Here is a 26,280-nt window from a genome sequence, read left to right as displayed (position 1 = left end):
CTCAGCTTACCTGTGAGCTACGTGACAGTTACCGACTTGTGAATTGGTTTGTCAACTGTCAGCGACTGACACTAATCTCGCGCGTATGACTAGTCAGCCCACCCTAGAGAAGGCGTCGCGGGAGCCCCAGGGCCCTGCCGGCTCCGCACCTGCCAAGGGGCTGCGCGGCCACCCCTGGCTGACGCTCTTCTCCGTGGCCATCGGCGTGATGATGGTCGCGCTCGACGGCACGATCGTCGCGATCGCCAACCCCGCGATCCAGCAGGACCTCGGCGCCTCGCTGGCCGACGTCCAGTGGATAACCAACGGCTACATGCTGGCCCTCGCGGTCTCCCTGATCACCGCGGGCAAGCTCGGTGACCGGTTCGGCCACCGCCAGACCTTCCTCATCGGTGTCGTCGGCTTCGCCGCGGCATCGGCAGCCATCGGCTTCTCCAGCAGCGTCGTCCTGGTGATCACGTTCCGCGTGCTCCAGGGCCTCTTCGGCGCCCTGCTGATGCCGGCCGCGCTCGGCCTGCTGCGCGCCACCTTCCCGGCCGAGAAGCTGAACATGGCGATCGGCATCTGGGGCATGGTGATCGGCGCCTCGACCGCGGGCGGCCCGATCCTGGGCGGGGTGCTCGTCGAGCACGTCAGCTGGCAGTCCGTCTTCTTCATCAACGTCCCGGTCGGCGTGATCGCCCTCGTCATGGGCGTGCTGATCCTCAAGGACCACCGCGCCGAGAACGCCCCGCGCTCCTTCGACATCGCCGGCATCGTGCTGTTGTCGACGGCGATGTTCTGCCTGATCTGGGCGCTCATCAAGGGCGCGGAGTGGGGCTGGGGCGACGCCAAGACGGTCGGCTTCCTGGTGGCGGCCGTCGCCCTGTTCGTCGCGTTCACCCTCGTGCAGCAGCGCGTCAGGGAACCGCTGATCCCCCTGGCGATGTTCCGTTCCGTGCCGCTGTCCGCGGGCACGGTGCTGATGGTGCTGATGGCCTTCGGCTTCATGGGCGGCCTGTTCTTCGTCACCTTCTATCTCCAGAACGTGCACGGTCTGAGCCCGGTCGACAGCGGTCTGCACCTGCTGCCGCTGACCGGGATGATGATCGTCGCCTCGCCGCTCGCGGGCGTCATGATCACCAAGTTCGGTCCTCGGGTCCCGCTCGTCGGCGGCATGGTGTGCACCGCGATCGCGATGTTCGGCATGTCCCAGCTGACGGTCGGCACCGGCACCTTCACCATGTCGATCTGGTTCGCCCTGCTCGGCCTCGGCCTCGCACCGGTCATGGTCGGCGCCACCGAGGTCATCGTGGGCAACGCCCCGATGGAGCTCTCCGGTGTCGCCGGCGGTCTCCAGCAGGCCGCCATGCAGGTCGGCGGCAGCCTCGGTACGGCGGTGCTGGGCGCGATCATGGCCGCCCGGGTCGACTCCGAGGTCGCCGGCAACTGGAAGGAAGCGCAGCTTCCGCCGCTGTCCCCGGCCCAGCTCGACCAGGCGTCCTCCGCCATCAAGGTCGGCATGCCGCCGATCGCCAAGGGCACCCCGCCGGAGATCGCCGCCAAGATCACGGACGTCACCCACGACACGTTCGTCTCGGGCATGAGCACGGCGTTCATGGTCGCCGGCATCGTCGCCGTGATCGCCGCCCTGGTCGCCACCCTGACCAAGCGCGGCGAGAACGCCGAGGCGGGCGCGGGCGCCGGTCACATCTGACCGGTCCCGCCCCGGGGCGCCCCGCGGCGTCAACACAGTGCGTACAACAGCCCCGCCGGAACGTTCCGGCGGGGCTGTCGCCTATCAGGGTGGTCCGGCCCCCGGCCCCTTCCGGTCCCGCCGCCCCGCCGCTCAGGGTGGCTGTGGAAGATCCACATCATCACGGGGGCTGATTCACATGCGTACAACCGTTCTCGCTGCCGCCCTGGCCGCCACCGCCCTGATCCCGCAGGTACCGGCCCAGGCCGCACCCGCCCGGCTCGGGGACTGCCGGAGCGGCCAGCTCTGTCTCTGGGCGAAGCCGGACTTCACCGGCGCCCGGCAGGTCCACGAACTGTCCACCATCGACATCGAGAGCTGCGTCCCGCTGCCCGCGGGCGCCACCGTCCAGGCGGTGGCCAACCTGACCGGCCGCCCGGTCACCACCTACCAGTCCGCGGAGTGCGCCGAGACCGGCGAGTTCGAGACCTACCCGGGCGGCGGCACCTGGGTGCCGCGCTCCCCGTACCAGGTCCGGGCCTTCAAGGTCTGGGAGAGCTGACCGTATACGGAAAAAGCCGCGGGGCGGCGGGACCCTCGGGTCCCGCCGCCCCGCGGCCGTGTGTCCGTCCCTACGCGTCGCCGCCCGCGGCGCCCGGGTCCGCCGAGGCCACGTCCAGCAGGTCGTACCGGTCGACCGCGGTCTTCAGCGCCGAACGGTCGATCTTCCCCTCCTTCGCGAGCTCCGTGAGCACCGCCAGGACGATCGACTGCGCGTCGATGTGGAAGAACCGGCGGGCCGCCCCGCGGGTGTCCGCGAAGCCGAAACCGTCCGCACCCAGCGACTGGTACGAGCCGGGCACCCAGCGCGCGATCTGGTCCGGCACGGACCGCATCCAGTCCGAGACCGCCACGAACGGCCCCTGCGCACCGGACAGCTTGCGCGTCACGTACGGCACGCGCTGCTCCTCCTCCGGGTGCAGCAGGTTGAACCGCTCCACGTCCACGGCCTCGCGCCGCAGCTCGTTCCAGGAGGTCGCCGACCAGACGTCCGCCTTCACGTTCCACTCGTCGGCGAGGATCCGCTGCGCCTCGACCGCCCAGGGGACCGCCACACCGGACGCCAGGATCTGCGCCGGGATCTGGCCCCGCTCGCCGCTGCTGTAGCGGTAGACGCCCGCCAGGATGCCCTCGACGTCCACGTCCGCCGGCTCGGCCGGGTGCTGGATCGGCTCGTTGTAGACGGTGAGGTAGTAGAAGACGTCCTCGTTCTCCTCGGGCGTCCCGCCGTACATCCGGCGCAGACCGTCCTGGACGATGTGCGCGATCTCGAACCCGAACGCCGGGTCGTACGCGACACAGCCCGGGTTGGTCGAGGCGAGCAGCTGCGAGTGGCCGTCCGCGTGCTGGAGACCCTCGCCCGTCAGCGTCGTGCGGCCGGCGGTCGCGCCCAGCACGAAGCCGCGCGCGAGCTGGTCGGCCATCTGCCAGAACTGGTCACCCGTGCGCTGGAAACCGAACATCGAGTAGAAGACGTACACCGGGATCAGCGGCTCGCCGTGCGTGGCGTACGCCGAACCCGCGGCGATCAGCGAGGCCGTGCAGCCCGCCTCGGAGATGCCGTCGTGCAGCATCTGCCCGGTCGGCGACTCCTTGTACGCGAGCAGCAGATCGCGGTCCACCGACTCGTACTGCTGACCCAGCGGGTTGTAGATCTTCGCGCTCGGGAAGAACGCGTCCATGCCGAAGGTGCGGTACTCGTCGGGCGCGATCAGCACGAAACGCTTGCCGATCTCCTTGTCCCGCATGAGGTCCTTCAGGATGCGGACGAACGCCATGGTGGTGGCGATCGACTGCTGCCCCGAACCCTTCTTCGCGGTCGCGTACGTCTTGTCCCCGGGAAGGGCCAGCGGCTTCGCGCGCACCACACGCGTCGGGACGTATCCGCCCAGACCCTTGCGGCGGTCGTGCATGTACTGGATCTCCTCCGAGTCGCGGCCCGGGTGGTAGTACGGCGGGTTGCCGTCCTCCAGCCGGGAGTCCGCGATCGGGATGTGCAGCCGGTCCCGGAAACGCTTGAGGTCCTCGGCCGTGAGCTTCTTCATCTGGTGGGTCGCGTTGCGGCCCTCGAAGTTCGGCCCCAGCGTCCAGCCCTTGACCGTCTGCGCCAGGATCACCGTCGGCTGGCCCTTGTGGGCCTTGGCCGCCGCGTACGCCGCGTAGACCTTCTTGTGGTCGTGTCCGCCGCGCCCGAGGTGCAGGATCTGCTGGTCGGTCATGTCCTTGACCATGTCCCGCAGCCGCGGGTCGTCACCGAAGAAGTGATCACGGATGTACGCACCCGTCTCGGTGGCGTACGTCTGGAACTGGCCGTCCGGCGTGGTGTTCAGCTTGTTGACCAGGATGCCCGTGCGGTCCTGCGCGAGCAGCGGGTCCCAGGAACGGTCCCAGACCAGCTTGATGACGTTCCAGCCGGCGCCCCGGAACTGCGACTCCAGCTCCTGGATGACCTTGCCGTTGCCGCGCACCGGGCCGTCGAGGCGCTGCAGGTTGCAGTTGACGACGAAGGTCAGGTTGTCCAGACCCTCACGGGCCGCGATGGAGAGCTGGCCGAGCGACTCCGGCTCGTCCATCTCGCCGTCGCCGAGATACGCCCAGACGTGCGAGGCGGAGGTGTCGGCGATGCCGCGCGCCTCCATGTAGCGGTTCATCCGCGCCTGGTAGATCGCACCGAGCGGGCCGAGGCCCATCGACACGGTCGGGAACTCCCAGAAGTCCGGCATCAGCCGCGGGTGCGGGTAGCTGGACAGTCCGTTCGGCGCCTTCGACTTCTCCTGGCGGAACGCGTCGAGCTGCGTCTCGCTCAGCCGGTCCAGCAGGAAGGCGCGGGCGTAGATCCCGGGGGAGGCGTGCCCCTGGAAGAAGATCTGGTCGCCGCCCAGCCCGTCGTCCTTGCCGCGGAAGAAGTGGTTGAAGCCCACGTCGTACAGCGAGGCCGAGGAGGCGAACGTGGCGATGTGACCGCCCACGCCGATCCCCGGACGCTGCGCCCGCGACACCATCACGGCCGCGTTCCAGCGGGTCGCGTTGAGGACCTTGCGCTCGATCTCCTCGTCGCCGGGGAAGAACGGCTCGTCCTTCGTGGCGATCGTGTTCACGTAGTCCGTGCTGCGCATCTCCGGCACGGCGACACGCTTCTCGCGCGCGCGCTCGATGAGCCGGAGCATGAGGTAGCGGGCCCGCTCACGGCCTCGCTCGTCGACGGCGGCGTCGAGGGAGTCGAGCCATTCCTGGGTCTCTTCGGGATCGAAATCCGGGACCTGACTCGGAAGGCCGCCAATGATGATCGGGTTGCGATCGGATCCGGAAGCCACGCTGTTCCTTCGCTGTTCGGTGCTGCGCTACGGGGCCTGTTACGGGAGTCATGCCCCCGGACATATGGATGTGTACGCCATCCCCATCGTGTACCGCTGGAACGCGTACGTCATCTCTACCCAGAGGTAACCCCGGACGTGCCGGGCGCCGGATTCCGAAGGTGCGGATGGACGGCGGCCGAACGGGTAACCGTGCAGGCAGGAGGCGTCGGGCAGGATGGGTCGGGCCAAACCGCAACCATACGCCCAAGGCGTCCAAGTGTTCCCAAAAGCTGCTCGACTCCGATTGCCGGACCGAAACGGCATAAGCTGTTCAAGGACGTAAAGGGTGTGGACGGCAGTGCGGGCTCCGGCAGAGGGGCCGCCGACAGTGCGGCGACGTGGCAGGAAACGTCACCGTTTAGGCGGTCTCGTACGCTGGGTACTTGCGCGATCCGCCGCTCCCGTGTGGACTACGGCCAACGCCCCGCGCACGCGCGTGGCTGAAGCATTTTCCGAAACATGATCAGGAGGCAACCCGTGAGCGCGACCGCGGACCACGCGGAGGAGCGGACCAACCCGGCAGCACGCCTGGGGTTCGAGCCCGGACAGGTGGTCCAGGAGATCGGCTACGACGACGACGTCGAGCTGGAGCTCCGTGAGGGCATTGAGGCCACTACCGGCCAGGATCTCGTCGATGAGGAGTACGACGACGTCGCAGACGTCGTCCTGCTCTGGTTCCGCGACGAGGACGGCGACCTTACGGACGCGCTGGTGGATGCCATTGGTCTGCTCGAGGACGGCGGTACGGTCTGGCTGATGACGCCGAAGACCGGCCGTGACGGATACGTCGAGCCGAGCGACATCAACGAGGCTGCCCAGACAGCCGGTCTCGCCCAGACCAAGAGCATCAGTGCGGGCAAGGACTGGACGGGCAGCCGTCTGGTCACACCGAAGGCGGCCAAGGCCAAGCGCTGAACCGCACTCACCCCTGAAGGCCCCCGACGGCATCGCGCCGGCCGGGGGCCTTCGTACATTCGTCGCGCCCCCCGGACGGACGGCCGCCACACGGCCGCAGGAAGCTTCTGCGGGTGCTGTGCGGGCGCCGGGGCCGTCTGCGTAGGGTGTGAGTCACCCGGACAGCCCAGCCCGGCGACGTAGCGAAGGGACGCGTTTTCATGGCGATCGAGGTCGGCACCAAGGCCCCGGAATTCGAGCTGAAGGACAACCACGGCCGGACCGTGAAGCTCTCGGACTTCCGCGGTGAGAAGAACGTGGTGCTGCTGTTCTACCCGTTCGCCTTCACCGGCGTCTGCACGGGCGAGCTCTGCGCGCTCCGCGACGAGCTGCCCACGTTCGAGAACGACGACACACAGCTGATCGCCGTCTCCAACGACTCCATCCACACGCTGCGCGTCTTCGCCGAGCAGGAGGGCCTCGAGTACCCCCTCGTCTCGGACTTCTGGCCGCACGGTGAGACCTCGCGGGCGTACGGCGTCTTCGACGAGGACAAGGGCTGCGCCGTGCGCGGCACCTTCATCATCGACAAGGAGGGCGTGGTGCGCTGGACGGTCGTCAACGGCCTGCCCGACGCGCGCGACCTCAACGAGTACATCAAGGCGCTCGGCGCTCTCTGATCCGAGATCCGGTGGATCTCGCGGCGACCCCGGGCCAAAAGCCTGTTTTGGCCGGGAACCGGTCACTAGGATCCACTCGTTGATCCGATGCCAACACGACGTGGAGGCGCCGGCACCGGCCGGCCCCCAAAGAAACCAATGGGAGGACTCGTGGGAGTCAGCCTCAGCAAGGGCGGCAACGTCTCGCTGACCAAGGCCGCGCCCAACCTGACCGCGGTCATCGTGGGTCTGGGCTGGGATGCTCGTACCACCACCGGCGGAGACTTCGACCTCGACGCCAGCGCCCTGCTGACGAATGCCGAGGGCAAGGTCGGCAACGACGGAAACTTCGTCTTCTTCAACAACCTGAAGAGCCCCGACGGTTCGGTCGAGCACACCGGTGACAACCTCACCGGTGAGGGCGAGGGCGACGACGAGGTCATCAAGGTGAACCTGGCCGGCGTCCCGGCCGATGTCGACAAGATCGTCTTCCCGGTCTCGATCTACGAGGCCGAGTCCCGTCAGCAGAGCTTCGGCCAGGTCCGCAACGCGTACATCCGCGTGGTCAACCAGGCCGACAACACCGAGCTCGCGCGCTACGACCTGAGCGAGGACGCCTCGACGGAGACCGCGATGGTCTTCGGCGAGCTGTACCGCAACGGTGCGGAGTGGAAGTTCCGCGCCATCGGCCAGGGCTACGCATCGGGCCTGCGCGGCATCGCGCAGGACTTCGGCGTCAACGTCTAGACAGCCGTTCGGGGCCGCGCCGCGAGGCCGCGGCCCCGGTCAGTACCAGCACGTCCCGTCCGGCGCCGCACCCAGTGCGGCGCCGGACGCGCTCAGCAGACGGATCCATCGGTTCGACAGACGGACCCGTCGGTAGACGGACCCGTCGGTCCGGCCGGCGGATCCATCGGTTCAGCAGACGGATCAAACAGACGGTTCAACAGACGGTTCATCGACTCGGGGAGGACACACCATGGGCGTCACGCTCGCCAAGGGAGGCAATGTCTCCCTCTCCAAGGCCGCACCCAATCTCACCCAGGTGCTGGTCGGGCTCGGCTGGGACGCACGATCCACGACGGGGGCCGACTTCGACCTCGACGCCAGCGCACTGCTGTGCCAGTCGGGCCGGGTGCTCGGCGATGAATGGTTCGTGTTCTACAACAACCTCACGAGCCCCGACGGTTCCGTGGAGCACACCGGTGACAACCTCACGGGTGAGGGCGAGGGCGACGACGAGTCGGTCATCGTGCACCTGGACCAGGTGCCGGCCCACTGCGACAAGATCGTCTTTCCGGTCTCGATCCATGAGGCCGACAATCGCGGACAGACGTTCGGCCAGGTCAGCAATGCGTTCATCCGGGTGGTCAATCAGGCGGACGGCCAGGAACTCGCGCGTTACGACCTGAGCGAGGACGCCTCTACGGAGACCGCAATGATCTTCGGCGAGCTGTACCGCTACAACGGCGAGTGGAAGTTCCGTGCAGTGGGGCAGGGGTACGCGTCCGGGCTGCGGGGCATCGCTCTAGACTTCGGGGTCAACGTTTCGTAAAGCCGCGCACGGCGCGGGGGTTCTCCGTGCACTTCGGGGGAGACCCGATACATACATGATGGGGTAGCCAGTGCTTCTGAAAACCTTCGGCTGGTCGTTCGCGATTACCGCGATCGGCCTGGTCGCAGCGTGGTTCTACGGGGGGTGGGAAGCCTTCGGAGTGGTGGCGATCCTTTCCGTCCTGGAGATCTCGCTGTCCTTCGACAATGCGGTGATCAACGCCGGAATCCTGAAGAAGATGAGTGCCTTCTGGCAGAAGATCTTCCTCACGATCGGTGTCCTCATCGCGGTCTTCGGTATGCGGCTGGTGTTCCCCGTCGTGATCGTGGCCGTCACCGCCAAGCTGGGGCCGATCGAGGCCATCGATCTTTCCTTCAACGACCCGGACCGCTACAAGGAACTGGTCACCGACGCCCACCCGGCGATCGCCGCGTTCGGTGGAATGTTCCTGCTGATGATCTTCCTCGACTTCATCTTCGAGGACCGGGACATCCAGTGGCTGCGCTGGATCGAGCGCCCGCTCGCCAAGCTCGGCAAGGTCGACATGCTGTCGGTCTGCATCGCGCTGATCGTCCTGCTGATCTCGGCCATGACCTTCGCGACCCAGGCCCACCAGCACGGCGGCGGACACGCGGACAAGGCCGAGACGGTCATGCTCGCGGGTATCGCGGGTCTGATCACCTACCTCATCGTCGGCGGTCTCTCCGGCTTCTTCGAGAACAAGCTCGAAGAGGAGGAGGAACGCGAACACGAGGCGGAGGAAGAGGCCAAGCGGAGCGGCAAGAAGATCTCCGCGGTCGTTCTCTCCGGCAAGGCCGCGTTCTTCATGTTCCTCTACCTGGAAGTGCTCGACGCGTCCTTCTCGTTCGACGGTGTCATCGGCGCCTTCGCCATCACCAACGAGATCGTGCTGATGGCCCTGGGTCTCGGTATCGGTGCCATGTACGTCCGTTCGCTCACGGTCTACCTGGTCCGCCAGGGCACCCTGGACGACTACGTCTACCTGGAGCACGGCGCGCACTACGCGATCGGCGCCCTGGCCGTCATCCTGCTCGTCACGATCCAGTACGAGATCCACGAGCTCATCACCGGTTCCGTCGGCGTCATCCTGATCGGCTGGTCCTTCTGGTCCTCGGTCCGGCGCAACAAGGCGATCGAGGCCGATGGCGAGGGAGGCAGTACGGAAGTCTCCGCCGGGGTGTGACCCGGTAGGGAATGAGGAACGCTCTCTGCGGGGCGGCTCGTACGGCGACGGTACCGGGAACACCCGGCTCCGGCCCGGAGCCGCCCCGCAGCGGTCTGTGTGTCGCGTGCGCCGCACGCGACGGGTGCGGGGCATACGAACGACAACAAGTGGGGGTTGGGGATGGCGTTCTGGGACAACCTGTGGCCGGGGCGGGAAGCGCAGTTCGAGTCGGGCAACGCGGCCACCAACTCCATCGTGCTCTCCAGGCGGCACGCCACGGTCTCGCTGACCAAGCAGGGCGCCCTGACCGGCAACCTCCGGGTCAACCTCTCCTGGCGGATGCGTACCTCCGACATCGAGGGCCGGTCGTCACAGAGCGGCCGTCTGCTGCGGCCGCTCAAGCTCTTCAAGCCCGAGGTCGTCCAGGCGCACACCCAGGGCGTGGTCAATGTGGACCTGGACCTGGGCTGCATGTACGAGCTGACGGACGGCTCCAAGGGCGTGGTACAGCCGTTGGGCAACCTGATCGGTGATCTGAACGGACCGCCCTACATCAGGCTCAGCGGGGACGACCGCTTCGGCGCCCCGTCCGGGGAGACGGTCTACGTCAACCTCGACCACCGCGAGCAGATCAAGCGGCTGCTGTTCTTCGTCTACATCTACGACCAGACGCCGGCCTTCGACCGCACGCACGCGAAGGTGACGCTCTACCCGGGCAACGGGCCGCGCATCGAGATCGAGCTGGACGAACGCGCCCCGGAGGCCCGCTCGTGCGCCGTGTTCACGGTGGAGAACATCAAGGACGAACTGATCGTGCGGCGCGAGGTGAAGTTCGTGTACGGCTTCCAGTCGGAGCTCGACCGGCTGTACGGCTACGGCATGCAGTGGGGGCGGGGCTACAAGTCCCGCGCGTAGGGCCTCCCGTTCGGATCGGGCCGGGCGCGCGGGGGCGCTGCGGTCCGTGCGCCGGATCAGGGCCGTATGAACTGCGGCCCCTGCGGAGGCAGCACGAAATTCGGGTCGGGGGCGTGCGCTGCCGCCGCCGCGGGCTGCGGATAGCCGTAGGCGGGCTGCGCAGAGGCCGCCTGGGGGTAGCCGTACGCGGGCTGCGGAGCGAGCGTGGCCGGGGCCGCAGCGGGCTGCGGGTAGCCGTAGCCGGGCTGCTGGTGCTGCACGGTGGCCTGTGCGTCCGGCCCGGGGGCGGCCGCGGGCGGGAACGAGGGCGCGGGCGGTGCCGGGTCGGGCCCGGGGGCCTCCGCCTCGTCGACCGAGATGCCGAAGGCCGTCGCGAGACCGATCAGTCCGGTCGGGTAGCCCTGCCCCACGGCACGGAATTTCCAGCCGTCACCGCGCCGGTAGAGCTCGCCGCAGATGATGGCCGTCTCCGCGCCGGTTTCCGGCCGTACGTCGAAGACGGCGAGCGGCTCGCCGTCCGCCGCCGCGGCGTCGTAGATCAGGATGCAGAGATCGTGCACCTGCTCGAAGCTGGCGCCGTCGGAGGAGGCGGCGATGACCACCTGGTCGACCGACGGGTCGAGCGCGTTCAGGTCGGCCTCGACGGTGTCCGTCAGGCCCTCGGCCAGGCTCCGCTTCGGCAGCCGCCGCACCAGGCCGGAAGGGTGGCGGGGCTGGTTGTAGAAGACGAAGTCCTCGTCGGAGCGCACGCGGCCGCCCGAGCCGAGCAGCAGGGCCGAGGCGTCCACATCGGGAATCCCGGCGCCCGGGGTCCACCGCAGCACGGCCCGTACGGCCATGGCGTCGAGAGGGACGTTCGAGCCTTTCACCATCGCGTGCGTCATGCCGGTCATCCTGCCTGCTGGCCGGCCGTGCGGACAACGTGGGGGGCATAAGCCGTGTCGCGAGGGAATGTCGCAACCACCCCGTCCGCACCCTTCGGAACCATCGCGAAATAGACGAGTTACCCGGAATTCATCCCCGCAGGGAACTGCCGACACCCACCCGTACGTACTATTACCGGCCACACGTTGTCATGCCGGTCAGGTAGTACGGGGGAATCACATGCGGCATTTCGGGCATATCGCACCTGCTGTGCGGAGTGATCTGTTCTTCCAGGAGCCGTGCGCCTTCGATGCGGACTCGCCGGCGTCCGTGCTCTCGGCCGCCCTGGGGGCGACGCTCTACAGCCCCGCCACCCGGCCGAGACTCGCCGATGACGTGATCAAGCAGGCCGCCCGGGGCGTGGTCTCGATGGTGCTGTGCCTGGAGGATTCGATCGACGACTCCGAGGTGGCCGGAGCCGAGGAGAACCTGGTCCGGCAGTTCGCCGACCTCGACGCGCGCGGTGGCGAACTGCCGCTGCTGTTCATCCGGGTCCGTGAACCGCACCAGATCACGGACCTGGTGCGCAGGCTCGGAGATTCTGCCCGATTGTTGTCCGGTTTTGTACTTCCGAAGTTCACGCAAGAGCGTGGTGTGCCGTTCATGGAGGCGCTGGCCGAGGCCGAGCGCGCGGGCGGCCGGCGGCTCTTCGCCATGCCCGTACTCGAATCGCCCGAGCTGCTGCATCTGGAAACCCGCCACGAGGCCCTCCGCAAGATCGCCAGCACCGTCGACACCTACCGTGACCGGATCCTCGCGCTGCGTCTCGGTGTGACGGACTTCTGCTCGGCGTACGGACTGCGCAGGGCGCCCGACATGACGGCGTACGACGTCCGCATCGTCAGTGACGTCATCGCCGACGTCGTCAATGTGCTGGGCCGTGCCGACGGTACGGGCTTCACGATCACCGGCCCCGTGTGGGAGTACTTCAGGCTCCAGGAGCGGATGTTCAAGCCGCAGCTCCGCCGCAGCCCCTTCCTGGAGGGCCGGGCCGAGGAACTGCGCACGGCTCTGATCGAGCACGACCTGGACGGCCTCCTGCGGGAGATCGACCTCGACCGGGCCAACGGTCTGCTCGGCAAGACCTGCATCCACCCGTCGCACGTCGCCCCCGTGCACGCACTGTCGGTGGTCAGTCACGAGGAGTTCAGCGACGCGCAGGACATCCTGCGGCCGGAACGCGGTGGCGGCGGCGTACTGCGTTCCTCGTACACGAACAAGATGAACGAGGTGAAGCCGCACCGGGCCTGGGCGGAGCGCACTCTGCGCCGCGCCGAGGTCTTCGGGGTGGCGAGGGCGGACGTCGGCTTCGTGGAACTGCTGGCCGCGAGCCTCGCGGAATGAGCGGACCCGGTGAACGGGTTCCGGTAGGAGAGGCCCGGCGAGCGGGCCCGGCACGCCGGGGGTGCCGGGCCGTGTGCGCGTGAGCGGGGATGTGCCGAGCGGCGGCCTGCCGGGCGGCTATGTGACGGGCGAACGAAAAGAGACGGCGAACGTGGTGTGGTCGGGTAGCTGGGTCGCGGAGCGGCTGGGAGTCGAGCTGGTGGGCGACGGGGAACTCCCCGGCCTGCTGGGCCTCGCCCTGCGGCGCAACCCCAAGCGGGCACATCTGCTCGTCTCCAATGTGCTCGGCAAGCATGTGCCGCAGCGCCCCTCGGTGGTCTACGGTGCCGGATTCGAGCTCGGCCGCCGGGTCCGCGAGCTGCTCGGCGAGGCCGGGGCGCGGCGGGCGGTCGTGCTCGGTTACGCGGAGACGGCCACCGGCCTCGGCCATGCCGTCGCCGACGGGCTCGGCCGGGCCCCCTACCTCCACTCCACGCGGCGCCCCGTCGAGGGCGTGGCCAAGGCGGGCGGCTTCGAGGAGTCGCACTCGCACGCCACCTCGCACCTGCTCCTGCCCGAGGACCCGGACCTGCTGGCGGGGGACCCGGCAGCGGGGGACCCGGACCTGCCGGCGGGGTCCGGAAGCGGCGGGGCAGGCGCCCCGGGCGCGATCGCGGACGCGGCTTCGGACGTGACCCCGGGCGCGATGGCCGACGCGGCGCTCGTCCTCGTGGACGACGAGTTCTCCACCGGCAACACCGTCCTCAACACCATTCGCGCCCTGCACGAGCGCTACCCCCGCGAGCGGTACGTCATCGTGGCCCTGGTGGACATGCGCTCACCGGCCGACCGCACGCGGTTCGCCGGGTTCGCCGCGGAGATCGGCGCCCGCGTCGACCTGGTGGCGCGGAACTCCGGCACGGTCCGCCTCCCCGAGGGCGTCCTGGAGAAGGGGCAGGCGCTGGTCGCCGAGCACGAGGCGGCGCAGGCGGCGGCACAGCCCCCGGTGGGGATGCCCGGGGGAGTGGCCCAGCCGGTGTGCATCCTTCCCCGCCCCTGCACCCGGATCGACCTCCAGTGGCCCGCCGGAGTGCCCGACGGCGGCCGGCACGGCTTCACCCCCGCACACCGGACCCGGCTGGAATCCGCACTCCCCGCCATGGCGGACCGCATAGCGGAGGCGCTGGGCGACGACGCACGCCGCGTACTGGTCCTCGGATTCGAGGAGCTGATGTACGCGCCCCTGCGCCTGGGCACCGCCCTGGAGGACCGCGTCGGCGCCGAGGTCAGCTACTCCACCACGACCCGCTCCCCGGTCCTCGCCGTGGACGACCCCGGCTATGCGATACGCACCCGGCTGGTCTTCCCGGCCCACGACAACCCGGCCGACGGCCGCGGCGACCGCTACGCGTACAACGTCGCGGGCGCCGGCTTCGACGCCGTGGTCCTCGTCGTCGACTCCACCGCCGACACCCCCGAACTGCACGGCCCCCGCGGCCTGGTGCAGCAGCTCGCCCCGCATACCGGCCAGGTCCTGCTGGCGGTCGTTCCCTCGTACGTACCGCCCGGGGCATCCGCCCCCGCGCCGTCCACGCCGTACGCCCCCCAACGGCAGGAAGAAGCCTCCATGCTGCCCGAGCCCCTCCGCGGCCCCGCCTTCTCCTCCTACGCGCCGGACGAGGTCGGCTGGCTGCTCCAGGACCTCTCGGACACCGAACTGGAGGCGCCCACCGAGGAGCGCGAGGAGGCGATACAGAGCGGTGGCGCGCACTACGCCGAGTCCCTGCCCGTCGAGTACCAGCCGTCCGAGCAGTACCAGGACCTGTTCAAGGCGGCCCTGGACCTGTCGGCCGCCCGCATCGCCCGCGCCGTCGGCACGGTCACCGAAACGGTCCTCGCCGAGCGCGGGCCCCGCCCCGTGCTCGTCTCGCTGGCCCGGGCCGGTACGCCCGTCGGCGTGCTCATGCGCCGCTGGGCCCGCCTGCGGCACGGCACCGACCTGCCGCACTACGCCGTCTCGATCGTGCGCGGCCGCGGCATCGACGCCAACGCCCTTCACTGGCTGGCCGCCCACCACAACCCGGCCGATGTCGTCTTCGTCGACGGCTGGACCGGAAAGGGCGCCATCACCCGCGAACTGGCCGCGGCGATCGCCGAGTTCGAGGAGTCCGGCGGGGCGGAGGGCTTCGACCCGGAGATCGCGGTTCTGGCCGACCCGGGCGGCTGCGTCCGTACGTACGGCACCCGCGAGGACTTCCTGATCCCCTCCGCCTGCCTCAACTCCACGGTGTCCGGACTCATTTCCCGTACGGTCCTGCGTGCGGACCTCGTCGGACCGCACGACTTCCACGGCGCGAAGTTCTACCGGGAGCTCGCCGGATCCGATGTCTCCGGCCACTTCCTCGACACCGTCACCGACCGGTTCGGCGAGGTCGCCGCCGAAGTGGACGCCGACGTCAAGGAACTGCTCACCGCCGACCGCGCACCCACCTGGGAGGGCTGGGCCGCGGTGGAGCGCATCAGCGAGGAGTACGGCATCCATGACGTGAACCTCGTCAAGCCGGGCGTCGGCGAGACCACCCGCGTCCTGCTGCGCCGCGTCCCGTGGAAGATCCTCGCCAAGCGCGGCGCGGGCACGGACCTCGAACACATCAGGCTGCTGGCCCAGCAGCGTGGCGTCCCGGTCGAGGAGGTCGACGAACTCCCGTACACCTGCGTCGGGCTGATCCACCCCAAGTACACGCGCGGGGCGACCGGCGCGGACGGCCGGGCGGTGGAGTCCAAGTGACCTCCCCCGTGACCCTGGTCGCCAGCGACCTCGACCGCACCCTCATCTACTCGGCGGCCGCGCTCCGGCTCCCGATGGCCGATGCCCTGGCCCCCCGCCTGCTGTGCGTCGAGGTGTACGACGGCAAGCCCCTCTCGTACGTCACCGAGACGGCCGCCGCACTGCTCGCCGAGCTGACCCGCTCCACGGTCTTCGTACCGACCACCACCCGCACCCGCGAGCAGTACCACCGCATCCATCTCCCGGGCCCCGAGGCCGAGTTCGCCATCTGCGCCAACGGCGGCCACATCCTGGTGAACGGCGGGTCCGACCCGGGCTGGCAGCGGAAGGTGGCCGCGAGGCTGGCCGACGAATGCGCCTCGCTCGCCGAGGTCCGCGCCCATCTCGTCTCGGCCGCCGACCCCGCCTGGCTGCTCAAGGAACGGGTCGCCGAGGACCTCTTCGCGTACCTCGTCGTCGACCGCGCCCTGCTCCCGCCGGACTGGACGAAGGAGCTCGCCGCGTGGGCGGAGCCGCGCGGCTGGACCGTATCGCTGCAGGGCCGCAAGATCTACGCCGTACCGCGCCCGCTCACCAAGAGCGCGGCCATGCGCGAGGTCGCCCGCCGCACCGGCGCCACGCTCACCCTGGCCGCGGGTGACTCGCTCCTCGACGCCGACCTGCTGCTCGCCGCCGACCGCGGCTGGCGCCCCGGCCACGGCGAACTCGCCGACGCCGGCTGGAGCGCCCCGCACGTGGAGGCGACCGCCGAGAGCGGGGTGGCCGCGGGCGAGGAGATACTGCGGCGCTTCCTCCAGTCGTCGGGCCTGCGCCGGGCGGCCTGACACGGGGAGAGGCGCCCGCTGCCCGAGCCCTCGCGACGCGCCGCCGAAAAGAGCGCGTACCGGCCCTGCCCGGCGGCTACAGTCACCGCGTTCCCGCCCGTCGGGGGAGCAATCGGCCGAGCAGGGGACTGGTGCGATGAGCAAGGGCAACGAAACCAAGATCACGGACGAGCTGTACGCGTACATGCTGGCGCACAACCCGCCGCTGGACGCGGTGCAGCGCGAGCTCGTCGAGACCACGTACGCCCGGCTGCCCGACTACGCGGGCATGCAGTCGGCCGAGGAACAGGGCCCGCTGCTCGCCTTCCTCGTACGGCTGACCGGGGCCCGGCACATCGTGGAGGTCGGGACCTTCACCGGCTTCTCCGCTCTGGCGATGGCCCAGGCCCTGCCGCCCGACGGACGGCTGATCGCCTGCGACGTCTCGGAGGAGTGGACGGCCTACGGCCGCGAGGCCTGGGAGAAGGCAGGCGTCGCCGACCGCATCGACCTGCGCATCGCGCCCGCCCTGGACACCCTGCGGGCGATGCCCGCGGAGCCGCACATCGACTTCGCCTACCTGGACGCGGACAAGGGCGGCTACATCGCGTACTGGGAGGAACTGGTGCCCCGGATGCGCCAGGGCGGCGTCATCGCGACGGACAACGTGCTCTTCCACGGCGGCGTGACGGACCCCCGGGCGACCGGCGGGGCGGCGGCCATCAAGAAGTTCAACGACCATGTGTCCGCCGACCCGCGGATGGACAGCGTGCTGCTCACGGTGTCGGACGGCCTGACCCTGTCGCGCAAGCGGTAACCGGGTCCGGGTCCGGACCCGGTTGCTCCGGGCGGGGTCAGCCGCAGCAGCCCCCGCCGCAGCAGCCTCCGCCGCCCCCGCCGGCCGACGGCGCGGGCGCGGAGCCCGACGAGCCGCCCACGGCGACAGCGGAGAGAAGCTTCACGGTGTCCTCGTGCCCGGCGGGGCAGGAGGCGGGGGCCGAGGACTCGGCCATGGGACGGCTGAGCTCGAAGGTGTCTCCGCAGGAGCGGCAGCGGTACTCGTAACGAGGCATGCCCCCAGGCTATCCGCCGGCCCGGACGCGGGGTATGCCCCCAGGGTGTCCGTGGGCCCGGACGGGGTATGCCCCCAGGCTATCCGCCGGCCCGGACGCGGGGTATGCCCCCAGGCTGTCCGCAGGCCCGGACGACGCATGCCCCCAGGCTGTCCGCGGGCCCGGACGACGCATGCCCCCAGGCTGTCCGCGGGCCGGCGTTGTTCATGCCTGCGGCCGCCGGACGACCGGCATCTCCTCGACCGTCCTGTGCCGGGCGAGGCGCTGCTCGCGCTCGGCCTCCTCGGGATGGCGGGCCCGCCAGTACGGGTTGTCGTGGGAGAGCCCGCCGCTGACCCGTCCGTACATCCCGAACATCATCAGCAACAGCCCGACCACAAAGCTGAACAGCACGTTCTGGATCTCGAAGGCGAGGAAGTTGAGCCCGGTGTCCAGCAGGGCGAGATTGACGAAGCCGCTGAGGATGAAGGCGATGCCCAGCACCATGTTGAGCGTCGAGGCGAGATTGCCGCCGATCACCATGCCGATGAACAGCAGCAGCCCGACACAGATCGACAGCACGCTGAGCGCGCCGTTGGTATTGAGGCCCGCGACGGTGGCACCGCCGGTGTCGAAGAAGCCGATCCTGTCGATCAGCCCGAGGATGCCGAAGGCGAGCAGCACCAGCCCCATCAGCCCCGCCCCGATCCGGTAGACGCGGCTGAGCCGGTGGTCGACGGGAAGGTGCTCGTCGAGCCGGGTGGCTCTGCGGTGGGCTGCCGGCCGACGGGCGGGACGCAGTACATGGGTGGCCATCGGGGGCCTCCTTCGCGTACTACCAGGATCTCGCGGCGACGGACCCGCCGCACGCCGGAGCCCCGGGCCGCCGAGGGGCCGAACCCCTGGTCGTCAGGCGCCGGCGCCGCGCTCCTCGCGGATCTCGGAGACGACGCGTGCGGCAGTCTGCCGCACCCCTTCCGTGACGGTCAGGAAGTGCCAGTAGTCGGGGTGGCGCCCCTCCAGCGCGGTGATGGCCTGGTCGAGCCGGGCCACCGCATCGTCGAGGGGCCGGGCGTGGCGCGGCTCGGGTGTGTAGCGCCCGGCCATGGCCAGCCGCTGGGCGTCCCGGATCGCGAACCGGGTCCGCTGGATCTCCTGCTGCGGGTCCTTGGCGACGGCGTCCAGCCGGTGCAGCCGGTCACCGGCCGCGGACACCGCCTCGTCCGTGGCGTTGAGCAGCGCCCGTACGGTGCTCAGCCGGGAAGTGGCGTCGGCCCAGCGCTGCTCGTCACGCGCTTTCGCGGCCTCCTTGAGCTTCTCCTCGGCCTGGCGCACATTGATGGCCGCCTGCTCGGGGACCGGCTGGAGGTCCTGCCAGCAGGCCGCCGAGAACCGCCGCCGCAGCTCGCTGAGCACCGGCTCGACGGAGGCCGACCTGGTCGTCAGCGCCTGGGCGCGCGTACGCAGTGTCACCAGCCGCTTGTCGATCTCGGCGGCCCGCTCGGGCAGCTGCGCCGCCTCGGCCCGTACGGCCTCGGCGTCGCGCAGCACCCGGTCGGCGCGCTGGAGGGTCTCGGGCACGCCGTGCCGCCCGGCACCCTGGTTGAGCTTGGTCAGCTCGGGGGCGAGGGCCGCGAGCCGCGCGGCGAGATCATCCGCCCGCAGTCCGGACGCCCGCACCGCGTCGAGAGCATTGCTCGCGGACAGGAGCGCCTGCCGCGCCCGCTCCACCGCGGGCGCGAGCCGGGCGAGCTGGGTCTCGGCACTGCTGAGCAGCGGCCCGAGACCGGCCGCGAACCGGTCGAGCTCACCCTTGACCCGTACGAGCTCGTCCTTGGCGGCGGACAGCTCGGTCCTGGCCCGTGAGGCGACGGCGGGCTCGAGATCGTCCCGGTCGAGATCGTGCGCGTCGACCGCGGTGATGTAGGCGTGACTGGCCTCGTCGATGCGCCGCCCGAGGGCGGCGAAGTCGTCGACGGCCTTGCGCGCGGCCGGTGAACTGTCGACCGCGGTGATCGTCTCGATGGAGATCTGCAGATCCCGCTGGGCCGTGTCGAGCTCGTAGAAGGCCTCGGCGGCGGCATCCTTCGCCGCCTGCGCCTCGGCCCGCTGGCCCTCCCCACGCCCGCCGAACCAGCGCCGCGTACCGCCCCCGGCGAACGAGGCGGGCAAAGCTGCGGCAAACAGCGGCACGGGCAGCAGCATCAGCAGCAGCACATCACGGAAACGGTGACCGTCCCGGCTGACCGGGACATCACTGACGGCGGAACTCCCACCCGCTCCGGCCTGCGGCTTCGCGTGTGTCGCCGTCACATCCCTCTCCCGTGCCGTTTCGCCCTGCCCGGTACATTCTCCCACCAGGTAAGGACGAACACACGGGCCCGTTAGTTCGCGCTTCGCACGGTGACTTCGCCGTTGTCGCTGTGCGCCTTCACCGCGTGCCGGCTCTCGCTGCTGCGGGGCACGCGCACGGAGATGTCCCCGTTGTCGGCCGACGCGGACACGGCGTACCGGCTCGTGCCCGCCGGCAGGTCGATGGTGATGCTCCCGTTGTCACTGACGGTGTCCACGAGATCCGGGACCCGGCTGAAGCCGAGCTTCACGGAACCGTTGTCCGAACGGGCCACCACGGAAGCCCCCGAGATCCGCTCGCCGCGCACGGCCCCGTTGTCGCTCTTCAGCTCCAGCGGCCCGCTGACATCCCGCACGACGACCCCGCCGTTGTCCGAGAAGAGCTTGAGCGGCGTACCGAACCCGGACGCGGTGACCCTCCCGTTGTCGGCATCCACGGTCAGCGCAAGCCCGCGGGGCACCTTCACCCGGTGCTGCGCACCGCAGTCGCTGATCAGCGCATCGCACTTCACCCGGAGCGTGAGCGTGTCGCCCTCCAGCTTCCAGACGGGGTCCGGCCCGCTCCCGAGCACCACCCACCCGTCGACCCTGCGCGTCACCTCGATCTTGTCCACATCGGCGGGCACGACTTCCACGGTGGAGTTCTCCGCGTCGATGGTGAGCGCCTTCCCGCTGTACGCGAACGACTTGTGCTCGGCGGGAGCGTCCTCAACGTCCGTGGAACCGCAACCACTGAGGGCCGCGAGGAGGAGGACGGTGCCGCCGGTGGCGACGACGAGGTTGGTGCGGGTGCGGATGGTCGTGGTCATGGTGATCGAGGCCCCCTGGCTGATGCTGCCGACGTGACCTCACCGTATGCAGCCCCCGCTTCCCGGACGATCCGGCCGGCTACCGGATCCGGGGTGGGGATATCCCCCGCATGCCTGCCGCGTCGGGTGGGGCGGGCGCTCGGCCGGGGCACCCCGGGCGGGGCGGGCGCTCGGCCGGGGCACCCCGGGCGGGGCGGGCGCTCGACCGGGTAACCGATTGTCGACCTGCGCCGAGAGCCATGTAATCTGTTGCCTCATCCACGGGTGCGTAGCTCAGGGGTAGAGCGCTGCTCTTACAAAGCAGATGTCGGCGGTTCGAAACCGTCCGCGCCCACCAGTGCAAAGGCCCCCAACCGATCATGGTTGGGGGCCTTTGACATCTGCTTCTGACATCAACGGACACGGTCACCCACGGTCGGGACGCTGTCGCTTCAGCACACGGTCCAGGTGACTCACGGCCTCACGCTGCGTGTCCTGGACGACGTGAGCCATCGATCGCACGACGGCCGCATGGTGATCACTGGCGTCTGAGGCCCGGGCCGGGCTGTTACAGGCTGCGCGCTTCACCTTGACGCCCTGAACCACGCCCGCTCCACGGAGTGGGGGCCGAAGGCGGACGGGATGGACGCTGGGCGAGTGATGGGTTGAGGACCGCCTCAGAAGACGGGCGGTGTCACCATGAAGTTCTCGCCGCCGTACAGGGATTCGTAGCGGATTTCGATCACGAGGCGTCGCGTGACAAGTTCCCAGAACCAGCCGTGCTGATCATCGCTGAACTCATCCAGAGACAACAAGAACGTGGACTGCCCGGCTAGCACCACGGCACCTGGACGCAGGGAGTGCGCCTTGGGTTGCGCCGGAAACGGGCCGAGAAGGCGTTGCTGTGTGTGGTAGTCCCATTGCCCAATGACCTCCCCGTCCAACCGCACGACTGAACTCGTCACGATGGCCGGCCCGAGACCGGCATTGATGACGTTGAGCCCTGCTTCAGAACCTTCGTACTCCTTTATGCGGCGCATTTGCAGCAGGGGCCTCACCGACTGCCGACCATGTCGCCTACTGTCCCGGGCCTGCGTGTAGCTGACCCAGAGGGAGGCGAGTGCCACGACTATCGCTGCAACAGCGGTGACCATGTCTGAATCCATACGAATTCCCCCGTGCGAAGCCGTGGATAGTGCTCGAATCTTCCCCAAGCAGCCGTCGTTTCAGTCCACAACTGCGAGCGACGGACGAGAAAGGATCCCGTATCCGTGTCATGCCCGATCAGACAGGAACCGACGGGGAACCACAGTGATCTGACGGACTGCACGCATGCGAACGGCCCCCGGCCCCCGGCCGATTCACCCAGTAATGAGCCGTTCATCTGCGGTGGGCGTGGGATTTGACCCCACGATGACTCGCGCCACGACGGGTTTCAAGTCCGTCGGCTCAGGCATGGGGTTTCTGGAACTTTCCAAGGTCAGACCCACGAATCGCAACAAAGCCAGGGCGAGAACTGCCATCTGAGTCGAATGGATGCTTCCGGGGCGTCGCTTGAGGAAGCGCGGTCCTATGCGGACGATCAAGCGCAGCGCCGTCAGGCGCGAGCGGAAACGCCGGACGTGACGGGAAGGCGGAACCGGCCGGATTCGAACCGGCGTCCTCGCGGTTTTGGAGACCGCGCGCGACGACCTCTGCGCTACGGCTCCGCCTGGCGGCCATCCTACGGAAGACCCGTCGAGAGGGGGCGCTGCGCGTGGCGGGGCTGTGGTCAGATGCTGGGGCGTAAGTAACCCTCACCAGCTCCGAGCGGCCATCGGTGTGGTCCGCTCACTCTCTGCCTCCGCCTGCTGGTCACACCCGACGCAGCGCGGAGCGGCCCGCGAAGCGTGCCGAGGTGCCCAACTCCTCCTCGATCCAGATCAGTTGGTTGTACTTGGCCGTGCGGTCGGAGCGGGAGAGTGAGCCGGTCTTGATCTGGCCGCAGCCGGTCGCCACCGCCAGGTCCGCGATGGTGGTGTCCTCCGTCTCGCCCGAGCGGTGCGACATCACGGCCGTCCAGCCTGCCCGGTGGGCCGTGGTCACCGCGGTCAGGGCCTCGGTCAGGGTGCCGATCTGATTGACCTTGACCAGGACCGAGTTGCCGACACCGGTGCGAATGCCTTCGCGCAGCAGCGTTTCGTTGGTGCAGAACACGTCGTCGCCGACGAGCTGGCAGCGGTCGCCGACGCGGGAGGTCAGCTCGCGCCAGCCGTCGTGGTCGTTCTCCGCCATCGGGTCCTCGATGGAGATGACCGGGTAGGCGTCGATGAGCTTGGCCAGGTAGTCGACGTTCTCGGAGGGGGTGCGGCGGACCCCCTCGCCCGCGTAGTCGTACACCCCGTCGCGGAAGAACTCCGAGGACGCCGGGTCCATCATCAGGCCGATGTCCGTGCCGGGGCGGTAGCCGGTGCGTTCGATGGCGGCCATCACGAAGTCGAGCGCCTCCTCGGCGGTACGCAGTGCGGGTGCGAAGCCGCCCTCGTCGCCGACGCCCGTGGAGTGGCCGGCGGCGAGGAGGTCGCGGCGCAGGGTGTGGAAGACCTCGCTGCCCATGCGGACGGCTTCGGCGAAGGTGTCAGCGCCCACGGGGGCGATCATGAACTCCTGGAAATCCAGCGGGTTGTCGGCGTGGGCGCCGCCGTTGACGATGTTCATCATCGGCAGCGGCAGGAGGCGGGCGTCGGCGCCGCCGAGGTAGCGGTAGAGGGGTTGGCGGTGGGCCGCAGCGGCGGCCTTGGCGGTGGCGAGGGAGACGCCGAGGATCGCGTTGGCGCCGAGCCGGGACTTCGTCGCGGTGCCGTCGAGGGCGACCAGTGCGGCGTCGAGACCCGCCTGGTCCGACGCGTCCCGGCCGCGCACGGATGCCGCGATCTCCCCGTTGACGTGGGCCACCGCGCGGTCGACGCCCTTGCCGTGCCAGCGTGCGGCGTCCCCGTCGCGCAGTTCCACGGCCTCACGGGCGCCGGTGGAGGCGCCGGAGGGGACAGCCGCGCGCCCCAGGGAGCCGTCCGCCAGGACGACGTCGACCTCGACCGTGGGGTTGCCCCGGCTGTCGATGATCCGGCGGGCGGTGACGGTCTCGAGGGTGGTGCCGATGGTTCCGGCTGTCGGTGCGGACATGGGAGTTCCTTCCCGTTGTCGTATGCCGTGGCCCTGGCTGCGACAACGCTGGCGCTGAGCCCGACGGAGCCAAACCTTACAGCAATGCTGCTCAGTTCTGCTGCTCAGTTTGGCTGTACAGCATTGCTGTGCAGGTGAGGTGCACAGCTTGGCTGGCCAACGGGGTAAAGTGCCCTATGCCCACCCCGGAAGCCGCCGCCATCGCCGCCGAACTGCGCACCGCGATGGGCAAGCTCACCCGGCGCGTCAAGAACGAGGACCGCATCCCGCTGGGGCAGGTCGCCGTGCTCGGTGCGCTCGACCGCGACGGCGCCATGACCACCAGCGACCTCGCCGCCGATCAGCGCGTACGCCCCCAGTCGATGGCCCGGGCCGTGGGGCTCCTCATGGAACAGAACCTGATCACCCGCCGCGCTCACCCCACCGACGGCCGCAAGTCGCTGGTCGAGCTGTCCGACGCGGGCCGGGTAGCGCTCGAGGCGGAGCGCGGCCGCAGGGCCGGCTGGCTCGCGCAGGCCATCGAGGCCGAACTCACGGATGAGGAGCGGTCGTTGCTGGCCCGGAGCGCCGCCCTGCTGGAGCGGCTCGCCACGCGCTAGCGAGCTCGGCCCGTAACGGGGAACGATCGGGCGAATTCGCCCTGCTGAGTGTCCTCTCGCCGGTCCTCGACCAGGCCGGTCCGGACGCGCGGAGTCTCGCCTACCGGCTGGTCGGCACCGGCACCGGCACCGGCACCGGCGTCGCTTACGCGCCGGTAATCACGTTTCGCCTCGGAGCTGTGGCGTCTAGCCTGCCAGTCATGCATCAAGGGCGAAGGCGCGATCGACGTCCCGCCTCGCACGGGCGGCAGGTGGTGCCGGGGCAGGGCGCCCCGGTTCTCTCCGTTGCCGGGAGCGATGTGGTGATCGTCGGCTACTTCTCCGGCAAGGAGAAGGACTTCGACCAGCGGATGGACGCGGCGGCCGACGCCGTGACGGCAGCCGGGGCCCGCGTGGTGGGGCGGATCGTGCAGCGGCGGGGCGTTTCGGGCGGCGGGGTCAGGAAGATGGGGCTGCCCTACTCCTCGCGGACGCTGATGAGTTACGGGAAGATCCGTGAGGCAGCCGGGCTCTGTGAGCGGACCGGCGCCGACGCGGCGGTCTTCCTGGCGGCACTGACCGGGCGGCAGCGGCGGACGCTGACCTCGGTGCTCGGCTGTCCCGCCGTCGCTCTGGCCGAGTTTCTGTGATCTGAGTGATTCGTCCGATTCGGCCGGCCGGTTTCGGTGATGCTCCCGCGCTCCAGTACCGTGCCGCCCTTCCGATCCGCCCGCCCGGCCGGACGGCCGGCGCGAACCGGCAGGAAGCAGGCCTTCATGACCACCGACCAGCGCGAACACCTGTCACCCGCCGCGTCCCCCCTGCGCATACCCGCCTTCCGGCGGTTCCTGCTGGCCAACCTGGTCTCGGCGACGGGGTCGGCGATGGCTCCCGTGGCCCTCGCGTTCGCCGTGATCGGGCAGGGCGGGGGAGCCCGGTCGCTCGGGATCGTACTCACGGCGAATACGGTGCCGACCCTGGTTCTCCTTCTCGTCGGCGGCGTGCTGGCGGACCGGATGTCCCGCAGCCGGATCCTCTTCCTCGGGAATCTCGGCGCCGGGGCCGCCCAGGCGGCCGTTGCCGTGCTGGTCGCGACCGGGGCGGCGACGACCTTCGCGATCAGTGTCTGTGCCTGCCTTTCGGGTGTGTCGACCGCGTTCATCGCGCCCGCGGAGCAGGGAATCGCATCCCGGCTCGTGCCCAAGGAATTGCTCCAGCAGGCCAACGCACTGGTTCGCATTCCCAGGAACGTGGTCAAGATCGTCGGCCCTGTCGTCGGCGGGTTCGTCGTCGCGCTCACCGGGCCCGCCTGGGCCCTCGGGTGGGACGCCACCACCTTCGTCGTCGCGGCCCTTCTCCTGCTGGGGCTCCGGCTCGCCGGCTCCGTCCCGTCCGGCAGCGGCGTGGTGGCCGACCTGCGTACCGGCTGGGAGGGTTTCCGCTCACGGACCTGGCTGTGGAGCTTCACCGTCGCCGGGACCGCGATCGTGGCGGCGTGGCTGGCCGGTTTTCAGCTGCTCGGGCCGCTCGTGGCCGATGAGAGCTACTCGGGCGCCCGCTCCTGGGGGTTGGTGCAGGGCGCCTTCGCCGCAGGGCTTCTCGTCGGTACGTTCGTCTGCCTGCTCTGGAGGCCGAGACGGCTGATGCTGGTCTGTGTGCTGGCCGGTTCGGGCATCATGCTGCCATTGGCCGCCCTGGGACTGGGGCTCTCGCTGCCCTGGGTGCTGGGGGCCGCCGCCGTCGCCGGCATCGGAATGGACGTGACGATCGTCGCCTGGTCCACGGTCATGCAACAGCAGGTTCCTGACGAGGAGTTGGGCCGGCTCGGCGCCTTCAACGCGCTGGGGGAGCGGATCGCCATTCCGGTCGGGTACCTCCTGGCGGCCGTCGCGTCGAAGTACTGGAGCGGTCAGCACATTCTGATGGTGTGCTCAGGAATCATCCTCGCCGCCACCGTGGCCAATGTGTGCGTCCGCGACATCTACCGGATCAAGCGGGCGTGAACCGCCCGGGGGGCGTGGCTGCCCGGGCTTCTGGGTCCGCTGTTCGTCGGGGAGGGACTTCCCCGGCCGCGCCAGCGGGGACAGCGCCATGAACCAGCCGGCCGGAATACGGCATCGGCGTACCCACCCCGCTCTCACCCGTTCGGACGCGTCCAAGTAGCCGTGCCCGAATGCGCCGATGAGTGTCGGTCTGACGTGCAGTCCCAC

General features: G+C 69.7%; 23 protein-coding genes and 2 tRNA genes. 16 read left to right on the top strand and 9 right to left on the bottom strand.

Going from position 1 to position 26,280, the window contains the following annotated elements:
- Positions 1-85: 85 nt before the first annotated feature.
- Both OG782_RS10925 and OG782_RS10920 read left to right on the top strand, forming a co-directional pair.
- Positions 86-1,696, top strand: coding sequence for a DHA2 family efflux MFS transporter permease subunit (locus tag OG782_RS10925; protein WP_406449752.1), 1,611 nt, complete (start codon positions 86-88; stop codon positions 1,694-1,696).
- Between the two features lie 178 nt (positions 1,697-1,874).
- Positions 1,875-2,237, top strand: a complete 363-nt coding sequence (locus OG782_RS10920; protein WP_406449750.1) for a peptidase inhibitor family I36 protein — start codon at positions 1,875-1,877, stop codon at positions 2,235-2,237.
- A gap of 70 nt (positions 2,238-2,307) precedes the next feature.
- Here OG782_RS10920 and aceE read toward each other — a convergent pair whose 3' ends face one another.
- Complete coding sequence (gene aceE, locus OG782_RS10915; RefSeq protein WP_406449748.1) at positions 2,308-5,049, bottom strand: pyruvate dehydrogenase (acetyl-transferring), homodimeric type; 2,742 nt, start codon at positions 5,047-5,049, stop codon at positions 2,308-2,310.
- A 519-nt stretch (positions 5,050-5,568) separates the two neighbouring features.
- On the opposite strand from aceE, the gene OG782_RS10910 reads away from it, so the two are divergent.
- The 6 genes from OG782_RS10910 (at position 5,569) to OG782_RS10885 (ending at position 10,300) form a co-directional block, all read left to right on the top strand.
- Positions 5,569-6,006, top strand: coding sequence for a DUF3052 domain-containing protein (locus OG782_RS10910; protein ID WP_148017457.1), 438 nt, complete (start codon positions 5,569-5,571; stop codon positions 6,004-6,006).
- Between the two features lie 200 nt (positions 6,007-6,206).
- Positions 6,207-6,665: a peroxiredoxin gene (locus OG782_RS10905; protein WP_406449746.1), complete on the top strand. Its 459-nt coding sequence runs from the start codon at positions 6,207-6,209 to the stop codon at positions 6,663-6,665.
- 150 nt (positions 6,666-6,815) lie between these two features.
- Entirely contained in the window at positions 6,816-7,391 is a 576-nt protein-coding gene (locus OG782_RS10900; protein WP_219572022.1) for a TerD family protein, read from the top strand.
- Between the two features lie 232 nt (positions 7,392-7,623).
- Positions 7,624-8,199, top strand: coding sequence for a TerD family protein (locus OG782_RS10895; RefSeq protein WP_406449743.1), 576 nt, complete (start codon positions 7,624-7,626; stop codon positions 8,197-8,199).
- Between the two features lie 70 nt (positions 8,200-8,269).
- Entirely contained in the window at positions 8,270-9,403 is a 1,134-nt protein-coding gene (locus tag OG782_RS10890) for a DUF475 domain-containing protein (protein WP_406449741.1), read from the top strand.
- 162 nt (positions 9,404-9,565) lie between these two features.
- Entirely contained in the window at positions 9,566-10,300 is a 735-nt protein-coding gene (locus OG782_RS10885) for a Tellurium resistance (protein WP_406449739.1), read from the top strand.
- A 56-nt stretch (positions 10,301-10,356) separates the two neighbouring features.
- Here the strand turns inward: OG782_RS10885 and OG782_RS10880 are convergent, their stop codons facing one another.
- On the bottom strand, positions 10,357-11,184 hold the full coding sequence (locus tag OG782_RS10880; RefSeq protein ID WP_406449737.1) for a TerD family protein: 828 nt from the start codon (positions 11,182-11,184) through the stop codon (positions 10,357-10,359).
- A gap of 220 nt (positions 11,185-11,404) precedes the next feature.
- Here OG782_RS10880 and OG782_RS10875 point away from each other — a divergent pair, with 220 nt between their 5' ends.
- The 4 genes from OG782_RS10875 (at position 11,405) to OG782_RS10860 (ending at position 16,955) form a co-directional block, all read left to right on the top strand.
- Positions 11,405-12,568, top strand: a complete 1,164-nt coding sequence (locus tag OG782_RS10875; RefSeq protein WP_406449735.1) for an HpcH/HpaI aldolase/citrate lyase family protein — start codon at positions 11,405-11,407, stop codon at positions 12,566-12,568.
- Positions 12,569-12,689: 121 nt separating this feature from the next.
- Complete coding sequence (locus OG782_RS10870; RefSeq protein WP_406458986.1) at positions 12,690-15,335, top strand: phosphoribosyltransferase; 2,646 nt, start codon at positions 12,690-12,692, stop codon at positions 15,333-15,335.
- A complete protein-coding gene (locus OG782_RS10865; RefSeq protein ID WP_406449733.1) occupies positions 15,332-16,159 on the top strand; it encodes an HAD family hydrolase in 828 nt (275 codons plus the stop codon). Before OG782_RS10870 ends, OG782_RS10865 begins: the two co-directional genes overlap by 4 nt.
- Positions 16,160-16,295: 136 nt before the next feature.
- The gene (locus OG782_RS10860) at positions 16,296-16,955 is read left to right on the top strand and encodes an O-methyltransferase (protein WP_406449731.1); all 660 of its coding nucleotides are present in this window, start codon (positions 16,296-16,298) and stop codon (positions 16,953-16,955) included.
- A 37-nt stretch (positions 16,956-16,992) separates the two neighbouring features.
- On the opposite strand, the gene OG782_RS10855 is transcribed toward OG782_RS10860, so the two are convergent.
- The 4 genes from OG782_RS10855 to OG782_RS10840 all read right to left on the bottom strand — a co-directional run bounded on the left by OG782_RS10855 (position 16,993) and on the right by OG782_RS10840 (position 20,351).
- Positions 16,993-17,211 (bottom strand): zinc ribbon domain-containing protein, encoded by a 219-nt coding sequence (locus OG782_RS10855; RefSeq protein ID WP_406449729.1) that lies wholly within the window; start codon positions 17,209-17,211, stop codon positions 16,993-16,995.
- A gap of 204 nt (positions 17,212-17,415) precedes the next feature.
- Positions 17,416-18,006 carry a DUF4383 domain-containing protein gene (locus OG782_RS10850; RefSeq protein WP_406449727.1) on the bottom strand — a complete coding sequence of 197 codons (591 nt, stop codon included), beginning with the start codon at positions 18,004-18,006 and terminating at the stop codon, positions 17,416-17,418.
- A 93-nt stretch (positions 18,007-18,099) separates the two neighbouring features.
- Positions 18,100-19,503: a hypothetical protein gene (locus tag OG782_RS10845; RefSeq protein ID WP_406449725.1), complete on the bottom strand. Its 1,404-nt coding sequence runs from the start codon at positions 19,501-19,503 to the stop codon at positions 18,100-18,102.
- A gap of 71 nt (positions 19,504-19,574) precedes the next feature.
- Entirely contained in the window at positions 19,575-20,351 is a 777-nt protein-coding gene (locus OG782_RS10840) for a DUF4097 family beta strand repeat-containing protein (RefSeq protein ID WP_406449723.1), read from the bottom strand.
- Positions 20,352-20,613: 262 nt separating this feature from the next.
- Between OG782_RS10840 and OG782_RS10835 the strand changes: the two genes are divergently transcribed.
- Positions 20,614-20,688, top strand: a tRNA-Val gene (locus OG782_RS10835).
- Between the two features lie 319 nt (positions 20,689-21,007).
- Here OG782_RS10835 and OG782_RS10830 read toward each other — a convergent pair.
- The 3 genes from OG782_RS10830 to eno all read right to left on the bottom strand — a co-directional run bounded on the left by OG782_RS10830 (position 21,008) and on the right by eno (position 23,492).
- Complete coding sequence (locus tag OG782_RS10830) at positions 21,008-21,484, bottom strand: hypothetical protein (protein WP_406449721.1); 477 nt, start codon at positions 21,482-21,484, stop codon at positions 21,008-21,010.
- A 480-nt stretch (positions 21,485-21,964) separates the two neighbouring features.
- Positions 21,965-22,039 (bottom strand) — tRNA-Trp (locus OG782_RS10825).
- Positions 22,040-22,184: 145 nt separating this feature from the next.
- Positions 22,185-23,492, bottom strand: a complete 1,308-nt coding sequence (gene eno / locus OG782_RS10820; RefSeq protein WP_406449720.1) for a phosphopyruvate hydratase — start codon at positions 23,490-23,492, stop codon at positions 22,185-22,187.
- A 176-nt stretch (positions 23,493-23,668) separates the two neighbouring features.
- On the opposite strand from eno, the gene OG782_RS10815 reads away from it, so the two are divergent.
- The 3 genes from OG782_RS10815 (at position 23,669) to OG782_RS10805 (ending at position 26,073) form a co-directional block, all read left to right on the top strand.
- Positions 23,669-24,091 (top strand): MarR family winged helix-turn-helix transcriptional regulator, encoded by a 423-nt coding sequence (locus OG782_RS10815; protein ID WP_406449718.1) that lies wholly within the window; start codon positions 23,669-23,671, stop codon positions 24,089-24,091.
- 200 nt (positions 24,092-24,291) lie between these two features.
- Positions 24,292-24,720 carry a hypothetical protein gene (locus OG782_RS10810; protein WP_406449716.1) on the top strand — a complete coding sequence of 143 codons (429 nt, stop codon included), beginning with the start codon at positions 24,292-24,294 and terminating at the stop codon, positions 24,718-24,720.
- 126 nt (positions 24,721-24,846) lie between these two features.
- Positions 24,847-26,073, top strand: coding sequence for an MFS transporter (locus tag OG782_RS10805; RefSeq protein WP_406449714.1), 1,227 nt, complete (start codon positions 24,847-24,849; stop codon positions 26,071-26,073).
- Positions 26,074-26,280 lie beyond the last annotated feature (207 nt).

The sequence above is a fragment of the Streptomyces sp. NBC_00876 genome (assembly GCF_045207435.1).
Taxonomy (GTDB): domain Bacteria; phylum Actinomycetota; class Actinomycetes; order Streptomycetales; family Streptomycetaceae; genus Streptomyces.
This window is presented reverse-complemented; position numbering and strand designations above follow the sequence as displayed.